The sequence below is a fragment of the Waterburya agarophytonicola KI4 genome (assembly GCF_020640915.1).
In the GTDB taxonomy this organism is placed as follows: domain Bacteria; phylum Cyanobacteriota; class Cyanobacteriia; order Cyanobacteriales; family Xenococcaceae; genus Waterburya; species Waterburya agarophytonicola.
This window is the reverse complement of the sequence record NZ_JADWDC010000009.1, coordinates 35739-49991: the sequence shown is the minus strand read 5'-3', so window position 1 is coordinate 49991 and position 14253 is coordinate 35739. Positions and strand designations below refer to the sequence as shown.

Genomic DNA, 14253 nt, shown 5'->3' with positions numbered 1-14253 from the left:
TGTAAATGCGATCGCCTTTTTCATTAATTTCTACTACTAAACTATGGCTTAGGTATCCAAAAAGAAATTTTATTGCTTCACAACAATTAAAGCAGATTTTAAATGATCAAAATTTGCCTTGGTCGAATCATTTATCAGTAGTCGTATAAGAGTCTCAAAGGGATTCCCTCGCGGGAGAGCGATGGGAGGTTCAAATTTCAAAAGAGTCGATCGCATATTCGTGCCATTGACGTTGATGCCATTCCGCTACAAAAGGATTAATCGTAAACCTAGGTTTATCCCCATCTTCCACATCAATACGTAAAAAAGAATAAGGGCGTTTGTGATGTCTTCCGCTACCACTGCGCCCTACATATAGGTGCGACTGGCCGATAGGTTCGGAGTTCAAGTCTGCATCTTGATACAATACTGTTCCTTCATGACGTTGACGGCGCAAACTATGACCGCTACCACCGCAGACGATCCAATTAGTATAGGAGTCCCCATGTCCCGTCTCTTTAGTATAAAGATATTCCAGACAGTGAGCGTGACCCGATAATACTATATCTACTAGAGATCGCCCTTCGGGTAATGCACCTATTTCTTTAGCTGCATCATCAAATACTTGACGCAAGCGATCTCGTACCGCCAAAGTCTGCCCCTGATTCCATTTGGTAGTTTCCGTAACATAGGGAGGGTGGTGTAAGAAAATAATTCTGCCTCTAGCTGCTTCATCTTGCCAAGATGCAACCAAACTATCCTTTAACCATTCTAATTGCTCCCAATCAGTTGCTTGGTTCTGTTTATTGAGTTGTTTATTAATATCTCGCTGGCTTTCACTGATATGCTCTAGTTTTGCATAGTAATCGTCAATTTCTTCGAGATCTTCGGGATTGTTGCGATCGAGTCGATCCAATGACTCTTGAATTTTTTGTTCGCGATTTTCTAGTTCCCTTTGACGAGTTAATAGTTTTTCTCTCCTGCTTTCTCCTTCTTCTGTATCGGGAATAGCCAGGGGTTGATTGAAAGTATTAGAATCTAAAGCAAAAAAATCAATCCCACCATAACGAAAAGTATAATAACGGTTGGGTAAACGGGTAAATTTTCCTGGCTGATAATGCAAACAGCGATCGCCTGTATGGTTAGCGGTATAGTGATCGTCTAGATATTGTTTTAAACTAGACTGGTCTTTGAGATCGGCTAAGTAATTTAGAAAAGCCCTTGCATAAGCATCTCCACAATCCGAACCATACCAACCTACATCTAGATCGATTCTTCCTCGTAACAAACGTCGCGGTAGCCAGGTAGCCTGGGCTAAAATTCCAGAAATTAAAGGAAGATCGTAATAGTCATGATTTCCAGGTACGAGAAAAAACGGCGATTTGAAAGTTAGAGAATCATATTTAAGCCGACTGGAATTTTCTCCTCCCACTAAAAATTCTTGGTAAGGATCGATAAAATTTTGTGGATAATATTCCCTCGAACCCACCTGATATATAACATCTCCAGTATGAAGCAGAAAAGAAGAATCATCCTGTTGCAGTATCATCTCAGCTATCTTGCGTTGGGGATGGTGTTTGAGATGAGATCCGCAGCCACTATCACCAATTACTGTAAAAGAGAAATTAGGATTGTCCGTATCTTCCTGGTCAATTACTAGTTTGGTTTGGGCGATCGCTCTTTGTTTGATTGGATCGTCTTGCCAACGCACTCTGCGCTTCATGCGGTGGATTTTGACAGATATATCGGGATCCCTTACAAATTTCATTTTTTATCTAATAAATCTAATCTTGGTGGGACTTAATCACTCGCAGAGGAATTACTTCTACTCTCAAATCAATCGGCTGATTAATGTTTTCTGCCAATATTCTTCTCAAGCGATCTATATCTACTTGAGAGATAGAATCTAAAGGTGCAGCAACTTCTATTTTGATCTGAAGAAACTTATTTCGAGGAGTAACAGTAATAAAATTAACATCTGCATTCTTAAAAATATCTGTTTCTTCCACAATTAAATTGGAAATTTGAGAAGTAACATTCTTTTTAAGGATCAAATCTCGCATGGAAAGAGTTAATGGTACCCCCAGGGCAAACATGACCGCAGTAGACATTGCTAGTCCTTTCTTTGCCCGATTTAGATTGCCATAAGACTGAAATAAAAATACTAAACTACCAAAAAATATAATACAAATTAAATTGGTTAAAAACAACAAAAATGCCCCAACAGCAATTTCTTGTTCTCCCAAACCCAAACCAATACCAATCACACTGAGAGGAGGGACTAATGCTACGGCGATCGCAACACCAGGAATCGCATCAGCAATACTGCGACGAGTTTGAGTAAAAGCCCCAGCCAGCCCTGCTGCCATAGCAATACCAAAATCAATTAAAGTAGGGTTAGTACGAGAAAGTATTTCAGATTCAACTGTTTCTAAGCCAATAATTGAAGCGGTCAACCAAGAAGCGACAATGGTTAAAATTATGCCCTTAAATAAAGTTAAACTAGAGCGACGCAATAGCTTACGATTGCCCATCGCGACGGAATAAGCCATCCCGATAATAGGTCCCATTAAGGGTGCAATGATCATCGCCCCAATAATGATAGCTACGCTGTTTGCCAGTAGTCCCAATGTAGAAATAATTGCCGACAACACCAGCATAAAATGAAAACTAAAAGTGGGGACAGACAAACGCCACAAGGTACGATTGAGACTGGCAATGGGAGTTGCTTTTTCTTTGACCCACTTCCAATCGCCGTTATCTTTTTCCCACAGTTTCTTGAGGTGTAATTGACGAGTAACTATTCGGAGGAAGTATTTGAAACGAGTAACGTATCTGGGAGTCGCAGCAAATATAGGTATCATAGCTTTTGATCAAGAAATTAAAATAAAATTATCGTTAGGCATCAATAGGGTTTAGCTGCATCATTTGCCAAGTAACAAAAGTTCCCACGGGACTCCATAGTAAATAGGGAACTAACAACCAAAATGCAACGCTAGATATGGGTAATATAATTACTGCCAACATTGCCCCCAAGAAAAACCCCGTTCCGCCAATAATCGTTCCTACCTTGAGGCTGCGAGTTTTGCACATCACTAGAGTATACAAAGAAATTGCTGTCTCTACTAGCAAATAAAACCCCATCAACAACCACGTTGAAGTCTCTCTTGGATTTGCTTCCCAGACATTGTAAGCCGACCAAGCACCACAAATAAATACGACTGTCCAGATAATCGGAATTGCCCACTCAAAGGTCAGCCAGTTGGGACGACGCAAGCGTTTAAACCAGCGAAAATCTCTACTACTGATTAAACGATTAAAAGCAAAGGGAACAGCTAGGGTAACAACCCCAATTGCCAGCCAGGAAGGAATCATAATTGTTTATTTTTTTAAAAAATTAGTTACCACTATCAAAGATTTTGGCATCAAAAGCTACATAAAAATTAACAGCACCTTATGATGCTGTATTTTTCATCCTAATAACTTCCCTCTGGAGATAGAATTTTGAGTTGCGTTTGTCGAACTGATTCGCGATCGCAAATTGTGGCAAACATTACAAACCAATAGTCGTCAATTAGTTGAAGCTGAATATGATTGACAAGCTATATTTTCTAGCTACGAAGATATTTTAGAGAATAAATGCAACGTTACTTGATTTTATCCCCAAACAAATCCTCGATTAGCTTTATGTTCAGCAAATAGTTCCTCATTATCTTGTAACCAGCGAAAGAACTTGTAAGACGATATTTTCTTTTAATTGTTTGATTGACTAATTTTAGAGCTATATCTGGCTTTTTGATGAAATCTTTATCCTCTTTTCCTTCAAGGAATGAATCGGCTTTTTGAGATAATTCAACGATATGATGGAATACTTCGGCTCTACCAGACTTGTGATGTAAAACTAATAAACAAGCAGATAAGCTAAAAGAAGTCAAAAAAGTGTGTCCAAAAATTCTATAAAGCGTTTCATAGGTCGAGCTAAAAATATAGTTTGGTGGACTATAGTCAATATTTGTCTATAATTTTTTTTGACAATTATCATTATTTTTTATTTGATATATTTGTAACGTAATTAAATGAAAACTCTAATAGTAAAAATACTAGTATATTCTGAACGTAGTAATTTTACTTATATTGTAATTACTGAAGTCAAATGAAAATTAAAATGCTAGAAATAACTAAAAAGATACACTTAATCAAAAACACTGAATATTGCAGTATGTTTTTATTTACTCATTGAATTCAATGTTTACTCGGAGAAGATTGTATTTGGCACTTATCGTACTTTATTAGCATTTATGGTTGTTGCTCTTCATTTGGGAGGAATTAAGCTAATTGGCATATATGCAGTTTTTGGCTTCTATATTTTGAGTGGATACTTGATGACCCTAATTATGCACAAAAGTTATGGATATTCTATTAATGGAATTATTAAATTTACATTTAATAGATTTCTAAGAATTTATCCACTTTATTGGTTATCTTGCTTAATATCTCTCTTGCTTATTTTGTGGGTAGGGAAAAACTATGCTTTTAATTATCATGAAGCACTATGCCTTCCTCAAAATATTACTTCGGCAATCAAAAATATTTTTATTTTATTGTCTACCCAAGAAACTCCTCGCCTAACTCCTCCTGCATGGGCTTTAACTGTAGAAATTTTTTATTATATGGTTATTGCTTTAGGATTATCTAAAAATAAAACATTAACCATTGGTTGGTTTTTATTTAGTGTTTTATACCATCTGTTAATTAATTTCAAAGGACTAGGATTAAACTATCAGTATTTTATAATTCCTGCTGCGTCACTTCCTTTTGCTATTGGAGGTTTGACATATTTTTATCAAAATAAACTTATTTCAATCTTGGAATCATTAAAGTATTTTGAATATTTTATCTCTCCAATTACTTTAATGATTTTATTTATTTTTAACTGGCTTTTAGGTTTGAACTTTGAAATATTTGGGAATTTTAGTTTTTATACTAATTGCTTAATTCATGCCCTAATAATTATCAGCCTATTAAATATAGATAGCTTACCTTACATATCTAAAAAAACAGATAAATGGATCGGCAGTTTTAGCTACCCTGTGTATTTAATTCATTACCAAATCGGCTTATTTATCCTAGTCATCTTTGATAATTTAGGAATTGGGTATCAAAGACCAAGTATAGCTCTTATGTTTGCTTCTATATTGCCAATTTTAATTGTTTCTTGGCTTTTAAATACTTACATCAAAAACCCAATTGAAACCATCCGACGTCAAGTAAAAGCTAATCAAAAACTAGGACAAGCGTAATAGATAAATGAGAAAAAAAGTTTTAGCTGGCAGCACGTTGAGCTATATTTATTGCCATTTTGTTAGCTACTTACCATCCAACAAACTAAGAATGTCTTATCTTCAAGCTTATTTAGCTGAAGTAGGAGAAAAAACTTCCGTACAGATGGGGTGTCGGTTTCTCAATGGTCGTAAAGTATCTCTAGGCGATCGCAATGTAATTAATTTTGGTTGTTTATTTGATGGTCGTCACTACAAAATTAAAACAGGTTCGGATGTCTCGATTGGTCCTGAAGCTACAATTCTTACTCTTGGACACGATCCTCAGTCTGCTGAATTTGCCGACCAAGGAGGTGATGTTGTTATAGGCGATCGCGTTTGGATTGCTTATCGAGCAATTATTTTACCAGGGGTAACTATTGGCGATGGTGCGGTGATAGGTGCGGGATCGGTAGTGACGAAGGATGTTGAAGCTAATACTATAGTAGCGGGTAATCCTGCTCGCATTATTAAAAAGCGCAATCCCAACTTAAAGTATCAATTGAATTATCAACCTTGGTTAGTTTAGGCATTTAATTATGGAAACATTCAAAGATATTGGTAAGCCAATTGTAATTGCTAGTCATCCGCGATCGGGTACTCATTTGACGATAGATTTATTGCGGAAACAATTCAAAGAATGTCAGTCTAGCAAAAAACTAGGAGAACCTTTAAATCGACTCTATTGTGGCTTAGATCCACAAAATTTACTATCCGATCTACAAGCATTCAATATTTTACAGCAAGTAAAAAGACCTTTAGTAAAGACTCACTGTTATCCTCAGTTTTCTTATTTATCTTCTGAAAAAATATCTTGGGTCAATTGGCTAAAAAAAGAAGCAGATATTTATTATGTGCTTAGAGATGGACGTGATGTAATGTGTTCTTTGCACTTATTTATGCAATCCTACGATCCGTCTACTAGATGTTCTCTTAGTGAATTTATACGTCAAAAAACAGGAGATACGAGCAGAATCAAAAACTGGGCTAATCATATTAAAATGTGGCTTGACGAACCAAAAGTTAAGATATTAAAGTTTGAAAATGTTATTAAAAATACTGAATCGGTGTTGGAAAATATTCAACACGATTTGGAATTAACTCCACTGCATCAGCAACCTATCTTACCTACAAGAATTAAAAGTTTATGGCATGGTCGCTGGATTATATTAACCCAAAGAAAAGCAGAAAGTACTGCAATCATTGGTTACTATCGCGGTCAAAAAGTATCAAAGTGGCAAACGGCTTTTACCCTTGAAGATCGCAAGTTCATAAATTCAGAAGTAGGAGATTTATTAATTCAATTAGGCTATGAAAAATCTAATAATTGGATGTAATTAATATTGTTTTTATTATTAAGAATTTTAAAAAAGTGGCAATGTTAACTGAAACCAAAAAATCTTTAAATCTAAAAAGCTTAGATGCTTTGCGAGGTATATTAGCTGTTTATGTCCTTTTGGGACATTGCCGTTGGTTACTTTGGGCTGGTAATAATGAATGGAACAAAATAGATCGTTCTTGGTGGTCTGATATTTTGGCGACTGCTTCGGCTAGTCTCAGATATGGTCATGAAGTAGTCATGATTTTCTTTGCTCTTAGTGGTTTTTTTATTCATTTAAGAATATCTAAGCAGTTAGCAGAAAAAAACAGCTTTAGTTTCGATCTGACTCGCTTTTTCAAGCGTCGTTTACATCGACTAGTTCCACCTTATATATTTGCTTTAATTTTAACTTTAATAGTAGATTTAATTGGTTATTATTTATATCCAACTCTTTATCATGCAGCCACAGGAGATATCTTATTAGATACTAATTTCATCAGAAAAGATTTCTCTCTCACTTCTATTATTCCTGCTTTATTTCTATTACCCAGTAGTTTGGGTAAAGACTTTGGTACAAATGGCCCTTTTTGGTCTCTTGGTTATGAATTTGTTTACTATCTTTTGTATCCTTTATGGCTAATGGTGCGCCGTTTGGGAGCGTGGCAAGGCTATATAACTGGCTTTACTTTGGCGATCGCAGGAAATTATTTTTTACCGCCTAGTTTTATTCGCGCCATTTTAATTCATTATCCTATCTGGTTAAGCGGTGCATTAATTGCTGAATTTTTGGTTAAAAAGCAATTACCTAAATGGATTATATTTATTAGTTATTTGAGCTTATCAATTAGTTTTATTGCAATTAATTATAATTTTCCCGACTCATTCAACTTCTTTTTGTATTGTTTACTTGGTTCTAGTACCTTATTAATAGTAGTAAGTTTGCCAAACTCAATTTTCAATCATCCTATACATCGTTTATTTGAATTTATCGGCATGGAATCTTACACGATTTATATCTGTCATTTTCCTCTAGTAGCTTTTGTTAGTGCCTGGACTATTGAAAAATTTGGAACAAGACCAATGCACGGTTGGCTAGCTTTAGTCACAGCTATTGCTACTTTATTGTTGTGTCATTTGTTTTTCCTATTGTGCGAACGTAACTTCATGCACTCCCGTTTAAAAGTAGAATAATTTATTGTATTTTTTATGCTAGCTCAAAACTCTCCCGACTCAACCTGGATCTGCTGCCAAATAGGAGCAAGAGAGCATTATGCTATTCCTAGAGCTTTGCATCAACAAGGACAATTAGAGTACTTAATTACAGATACATGGATCGAACCTAATTCACCTTTAAATCGGCTACCAAAGCCCTATTTAGCTAATTTACGAGAAAGATTTCATCCAGAATTAAATAACGTGTTAGTTTATTCTTTTAATCAATCTTTGTTTCAATTTGAATTAACTCAAAAACTCAGACAGAGTAGAGGCTGGAAGAAGATTATTGCCCGTAACGATTGGTTTCAAGATCGAGCTTTGAAGGTACTTAAAAAATATCCTCCTAAGCTTAATTCCAAAATTACTATTTTTGCCTATAGTTATGCAGCTTTAAAACTATTTCGCTATGCAAAAAATCGAGGTTGGCAAACTGTTTTAGGTCAAATAGACCCTGGTATCACTGAAGAACAAATAGTAAATCAAGAACATCTCAAACATCCCAATTATCAATCCCATTGGCAACCAGCACCATTTGAATATTGGTCTGATTGGAAACAAGAATGCAATCTAGCCGATAAAATTATTGTTAATTCTGCATGGTCTAAGAATGCTTTACAAGCCAATACTATTGCCCAAGACAAGATAGATATTGTTCCTCTAGCGTATCAATCTCCAAAAGTAGGTCAAGATTTCATTCGCACCTATCCCCGTATTTTTACTCACCAACGTCCCCTACGGGTTTTATTTCTCGGTCAAATTATTTTACGTAAAGGTATTGCAGATCTAATTAAAGCTGCCGAAGTACTTCAAGATGAGCCTATTGAATTCTGGCTGGTTGGCTCGTTGGGAATCACTCAACTAGAAAATATCAGTCCAAACATAAAATTGCCAGGAGCAGTACCTCGAAGCGTTACAGCCCAATACTATCAACAGGCGGACATCTTTTTATTTCCCACTCTTTCCGATGGTTTTGGACTAACTCAATTAGAGGCACAGGCTTGGCAATTACCGATTATTGCTTCAGAAAACTGTGGTGCGGTGGTCAAAAACAAAATTAATGGGTTAATATTGCGTGAGTTAACTCCAGACGCGATCGCAAATGCTTTAAGGTTTTGTCAGCAAAACCCCCAACAACTACAAGAATTCGCTACTCAATCTTATATTACTTCTGAGTTTAGTCTCCAGAATTTATCCTCTCGTCTTAAAGCTATTACTCATGGCTGTACTTGAATATCCAGTATTACTTTTCGCTCAAATTATATTAATTATTGTTAGTCTTTATTGGTTGATCCGACGCAATGATGTTGTTCCTTTACTAGTCAGTAGTTTTTTATTCTATGTTGCATCCTATCGCTATTGGTCGGTAACATCAGATTTAGGCAGATGGGTAAATGTTACGGCTTTTCTGAGTGACAATCCTGAGGTTGATGGTTTAAATGCCTTAGCTTGTATCATCTTTGGTCAAATCTGTTTATTGAGTACCTATTGGTATTGTCAAAAGCAAGCTATATCTGTCTCTAAAGCAGGAAATGACAATTCCCTACTAACTTGGTTAAGACCAAAAGTATTATTTCTAGGTTTACTTTGTTTTCCTTTGGTAATTGCTACTCGTTCCGGTATTCTTGCTCAAATTAATAGCGGTAAGTCAGCAGCATTTGAAATCAGCGGTTATCTGTATCTATTTCCAATGGTTTTAATTGGAATTGCGGTATTGACCATAACCCTGTGGAAATTTGGTGGATTGCCCAGCACATTACATAAATTATTGGCAACTGTAATTTTGATTGGGGTATTTTACTTAACCTTCAGTCCAGCATCTCGTTTCCAATTCATTGGCTGGATTGTAGCCAGCGCAATTATTCTTTCTTCTTCTTTCAAACCTCAAAAAAGACTATGGGTTTTTAGTATAGCTGCTGTTGTTGGTTTGGGCTTATTTGCTTTTGCTGGTGCCATGCGTAATGTGGCGTTGTCCGAAGTATCTTTAGAACAGGCTGCCATAGCGCGGGCTATGAGTGCAGAGGATGGCAATATGCTCGATGGCTTTGTGATTGTCCGCAGTCTTTTTCCCAAACATCTAGATTTTCGTTATGGCATGGAACACTTGGAAATTTTGATGCGCCCTATTCCCCGTAGTCTTTGGGCGGGCAAGCCTGTAGGAGGAAGCTACATGGAGTATTTGGGATTGAGTGATGCTTCAACAGGAATGACGGTAGGCTTTTCTCCTACTTTGTTTGGTTCTTTTTATATTGACGGGGGAATATTCGGTATTGTCAGTTGGTCGTTAATCTATGGTTGGGCTTTAGCAAAAATAACTACCTATAGTATTCGTCTCAAACCTTTTGCAGGAGTAATTGTACGGGCGGTAGTCTGTGCTTGTTTGATTCCCTTATTACGAGGCGGAGATTTACCTGGTATCTATGCTTGGGTGGGTATGGCTTTTTGGCCTTGTTTTTTATTGTTATGGATTAAGCGTCGTGAATTGAACAAAGCCAGATTAATTCCCAAACGCTTATTGTTGCAACATTATCGTTAAATGAATTTACTATGCACTTAGTTATTGTTTTCTATAATATTGGCGGTTATCATGCTGCACGTCTGAGAGAAACTTATCTTGTCTGTCAACAAAAAGGTTGGGATTTTACAGCAATAGAAGTTACCGACAATACGACAGATCGTCCCTGGGGAAAAATGGATGATTTGTTGTCGTTTGAAGTTAAGACTTTATTACCCATTGCAGCGACACCCAATACTATAGATCGCAGTCCTTTTTCGCAAGTCGCTGCGTCTTTAATTACTGAATGCTTGACAGATATCGACCCCGATATTGTTGCTATTCCTGGTTGGGGTTTTCCTGTCTCTCGTGCTGCTCTTAGTTGGTGCCAAAAACATCGAGTACCGACAATACTAATGAGCGAGAGCAAACAAGATGATGAACCCCGACAATGGTGGAAAGAGTTATTAAAATCGCAGTTATATATTAAAAAATACGATGCGGGTTTAGTGGGTAGTCAACAACATAAAGATTATTTAGTCAAATTAGGTTTTGCCGAGGAAAAGATTTTCTTGGGCTACGATGTGGTTGATAATGAATATTTCTCTACTGGTGCTAGCCGAGCCAGACAAGACATTATTAGTACTAGAAAAAGAGAACCTAATATTCCTCATAAATCTTATTTTTTTACAGCTAATAGATTGATCGAACGTAAAAATATTGCCAGATTAATAGAAGCTTATGCTTTGTACGATCGCGAAATAAATTCAGAAGATAGTTGGGATTTAGTTGTCTGTGGTAGCGGACAAGAGTTAGACAATATCCAAACAATTGTCAATAACTATAAGCTAGAAAATCGGGTTCACTTTCCTGGTTTTATTACCTACGATCGCACTCCCGATTGGTATGGTCTAGCTTCTGCTTTTGTTCATCCTGCAATTCAAGAACAGTGGGGATTAGTTGTTAACGAAGCCTGTGCTGCGGGATTACCAATTTTGAGCAGTAATACAGTAGGTGCTACTCGTGAATTAGTAGTAGAAGGGAAAAATGGCTATTTATTTAACCCAGAAGATAAGCAGGATATGGCTAATGCTTTATTAAAAATTCATCGCTTAGAGTCAGCTTCCCGCGATCGCTTGGGAATTGCCAGTCAAACAATAGTTAAAAAATATCATCCTTCAGTATTTGCCAGGGGGATTTTTGCAGCTATTGACTCTACTTTACTAGTTAAAAATAGTAATTAAAAATGAAAATTTTAGCGATCTCACCTTATATTAGCTCGGTTTATGGCGGTACTTCTAAGATGGTTTTGGAGTTAGTTCATACTTTAGCTAAATTTAATATCGAGATAGATTTAGTCACTACCAATGCTAATTATAAAGAGTGTATTTTAAATCAATGGATATCAAAAAATAATTATCGGATTCGCTATTTTAATTGTTGGCATCAAGACGATCTAATTATTAGTCTTAGTTTAGTTGGCTGGCTGTTTAATAACGTATCTAACTATGATTTAGTTCACACTCATACCTTATTTTCTCCTTTAATTTCGATCGCCCATAGTATTTGTCAACTAGCTAAAATTCCATATATTATTACTCCTCATGGAATGTTAGAGCCTTGGGCTTTATCTTATAAAGCTAGAAAAAAGCGCATTTATTATAATTTATGGGAAAAACCTGCATTACAAAAAGCAAGTGCCATTCATACTTTAGTCAATTCTGAATCCAATAATATTAAATCTTTGGGAATTAGATCGACTACAGCAATTTTACCCAATGGTATTCATCGCGAAGACTTTAGGGAAAAAACCGACCCTAATATTTTTTATCAGCAATATCCTCCAACAAAACATAAAACTTTAATTCTCTTTCTCGGTCGTATCGATCCGAAAAAAGGTTTAGATTTATTAGCAGCAGCTTTTGGTAAAATACACCATCAATTTCCTAATACTCATTTAGTTGTTGCGGGTCCAGATAATATTAACTACTTACCAAAAGTCAAAGATTTTTTTAGCCAAGAAAAATGTCTAGAAGCAGTTACTTTTACAGGAATGCTAACAGGTGAAATTAAAAAATCTGTCTTATCAGCAGCCAGTTTATACGTCGCTTCTTCCTATTCTGAAGGATTTAGTATGTCGGTATTAGAAGCAATGGCATCGGGCTTACCCTGCGTTATTACTACGGAATGCAATTTCCCCGAAGCAAATACAGCTCAAGCAGCTAAAGTCGTGGAAGTTAACGATAAGGAGATCGCCACCGCACTCACTGATTGCTTAAACCATCCTCAACAAGCAAGAGGTATGGGCGATCGCGCGCGCGCGTTTATATTGCAAAACTATACTTGGGATATTGTGGCTGAAAAATTAATTAGAGTTTATCAAGATATTTCAACTCCTCAAATTATTTCAACAAAATAAAAAAGAAGACTAGATAAAATACATCACAGTCTCCATTGTAATTAAATTAGGCGAAAGTTATGCGATCGCTAAATGGTGAAATAGTTAATTAGCTATTAGGTACAGTTTGAACGTCAGTTGCACCATCCACACCTTGGGCAACTTTTTCTGCTTGGGCTAAAACTCCTTCTGCATCGGGATTGTATTTTAAAACTACGGTGCTACCAGTTTGAGCTACCCAAAGTCCGACGCTATCAGAAATATTGGCATCGTCTAGTGCTTTAGCAACGCGCTTTGCCAAGCCACTTTCGTCGAATTGACCGTCTAGACCCACTTTTTCAGGAGCAATATCATTATCTTTGGCTGCTGCCGCAACAGATACATTACCCGCTGCTGCTGCTTTATCTTCTTCTTTTTTACCAAATAGTTTTCCTAGAAAACCCATATTTATATCCTCTTAATCTTAATTTCAGTTCGTAAGCACAAAACATAGCTGCACTCTGTTAGGCAGTATAAAGGGCAATCGTAAAAACACAGTCAAGAATTGACGCTTCTCGTTACTGTTAACCAACTACAAACTGAAGTGCGGAATGATAATTAGATAATCATTACGTTCTTTTGCAGGTAATGATATCCACGCTTCGTTACGTATTGCGCGATCGCAAATTCCGCGTACCAGGATTTAACAGGTCCCCTAATCCTTCTCCTACCAAAGACAAACCCGTCACCATCAAAGTCATAGCTAAACCAGGAAAAGTAGCCGACCACCAAATTCCTGTAGGCAAAGCATCTAAAGCAAGTCGCAGATCGTGACCCCATTCTGGTACTTCTGGAGGTAGCCCCAAACCAAGAAAACCCAAACCACCAAGAATGAGAATTGCATCGGCAGCATTGAGGGTAAATAAGACAGGGACGCTTTGAATTACATTGAAGAATAAGTAGCGGGATAATATTCTACTAGTGGGCGCGCCCATTGCTTGTGCTGCTTCGATAAATAATTCGGTTTTAACGCTAGTGGTATGATTGCGAACGATACGATAATACTGAGGGACATAAGCAATACTCAAAGCCAAAGCTGCGTTTAATACTCCCTTTCCCACCACAAATGCTAAAGTTACTGATAATAACAGCCCAGGCAAAGTATAGATAGTGTCCATAAAAAATATGAGAACCTTATCTATTTTACCTCCCAAATAACCGCTGACTAAACCTAAGGGAACACCAAGGATTAAACTGATGGTAGTTGCCAAGACTACTACTTTTAATGCTGCTTGAGTGCCGTAGAGAGTGCGAGAAAATACATCATATCCCTGTCGAGTTGTGCCGAACCAATGTTTTGCCCCTGGTGCTTCGTGTATGGGGTTAGCTAGGGCTTCTAAGGGATCTTGCAGCCAACCAATATCTTGTAACCCAGAGGCGAATAAAGCGATCGCAATAAAGGTTAGAGTAATTATTAGACCAATAATAGTCAAGCTTTGAGACAGGGTAAGACGAAATCGACGGGGAAAAGGAATGCTAATAGTCATATTAG

At 36.8% G+C, this 14253-nt stretch carries 13 protein-coding genes; 8 read left to right on the top strand and 5 right to left on the bottom strand.

The window, feature by feature from the left end:
- Positions 1-190 precede the first annotated feature (190 nt).
- From I4641_RS05530 to I4641_RS05520, 3 genes are read right to left on the bottom strand one after another with little or no spacing between them, the layout of a single operon-like run.
- Positions 191-1747: a metallophosphoesterase family protein gene (locus I4641_RS05530; protein ID WP_229639474.1), complete on the bottom strand. Its 1557-nt coding sequence runs from the start codon at positions 1745-1747 to the stop codon at positions 191-193.
- 16 nt (positions 1748-1763) lie between these two features.
- Entirely contained in the window at positions 1764-2843 is a 1080-nt protein-coding gene (locus I4641_RS05525; protein WP_229639473.1) for a TIGR00341 family protein, read from the bottom strand.
- A 34-nt stretch (positions 2844-2877) separates the two neighbouring features.
- Positions 2878-3354, bottom strand: coding sequence for a TspO/MBR family protein (locus tag I4641_RS05520; protein WP_229639472.1), 477 nt, complete (start codon positions 3352-3354; stop codon positions 2878-2880).
- Between the two features lie 830 nt (positions 3355-4184).
- On the opposite strand from I4641_RS05520, the gene I4641_RS05515 reads away from it, so the two are divergent.
- Genes I4641_RS05515 through I4641_RS05480 form a run of 8 tightly spaced genes read left to right on the top strand, consistent with a single transcriptional unit; the run spans position 4185 to position 12743 of the window.
- Positions 4185-5279, top strand: a complete 1095-nt coding sequence (locus tag I4641_RS05515) for an acyltransferase family protein (protein ID WP_263858150.1) — start codon at positions 4185-4187, stop codon at positions 5277-5279.
- 7 nt (positions 5280-5286) lie between these two features.
- A complete protein-coding gene (locus I4641_RS24025) occupies positions 5287-5826 on the top strand; it encodes an acyltransferase (protein ID WP_304956520.1) in 540 nt (179 codons plus the stop codon).
- Between the two features lie 10 nt (positions 5827-5836).
- Positions 5837-6634, top strand: coding sequence for a sulfotransferase domain-containing protein (locus I4641_RS05505; protein ID WP_229639470.1), 798 nt, complete (start codon positions 5837-5839; stop codon positions 6632-6634).
- 41 nt (positions 6635-6675) lie between these two features.
- Positions 6676-7809: an acyltransferase family protein gene (locus tag I4641_RS05500; RefSeq protein ID WP_229639540.1), complete on the top strand. Its 1134-nt coding sequence runs from the start codon at positions 6676-6678 to the stop codon at positions 7807-7809.
- Between the two features lie 15 nt (positions 7810-7824).
- Complete coding sequence (locus I4641_RS05495; RefSeq protein ID WP_229639469.1) at positions 7825-9063, top strand: glycosyltransferase family 4 protein; 1239 nt, start codon at positions 7825-7827, stop codon at positions 9061-9063.
- Positions 9050-10366, top strand: a complete 1317-nt coding sequence (locus I4641_RS05490; protein WP_229639468.1) for an O-antigen polymerase — start codon at positions 9050-9052, stop codon at positions 10364-10366. Before I4641_RS05495 ends, I4641_RS05490 begins: the two co-directional genes overlap by 14 nt.
- Before the next feature lie 11 nt (positions 10367-10377).
- Positions 10378-11568, top strand: coding sequence for a glycosyltransferase family 4 protein (locus I4641_RS05485; RefSeq protein WP_229639467.1), 1191 nt, complete (start codon positions 10378-10380; stop codon positions 11566-11568).
- Positions 11569-11570: 2 nt separating this feature from the next.
- A complete protein-coding gene (locus I4641_RS05480) occupies positions 11571-12743 on the top strand; it encodes a glycosyltransferase (RefSeq protein ID WP_229639466.1) in 1173 nt (390 codons plus the stop codon).
- A gap of 88 nt (positions 12744-12831) precedes the next feature.
- On the opposite strand, the gene I4641_RS05475 is transcribed toward I4641_RS05480, so the two are convergent.
- The gene (locus I4641_RS05475) at positions 12832-13167 is read right to left on the bottom strand and encodes a hypothetical protein (RefSeq protein ID WP_229639465.1); all 336 of its coding nucleotides are present in this window, start codon (positions 13165-13167) and stop codon (positions 12832-12834) included.
- A gap of 199 nt (positions 13168-13366) precedes the next feature.
- The gene (locus I4641_RS05470; RefSeq protein ID WP_229639464.1) at positions 13367-14248 is read right to left on the bottom strand and encodes an ABC transporter permease; all 882 of its coding nucleotides are present in this window, start codon (positions 14246-14248) and stop codon (positions 13367-13369) included.
- Between the last annotated feature and the right edge of the window lie 5 nt (positions 14249-14253).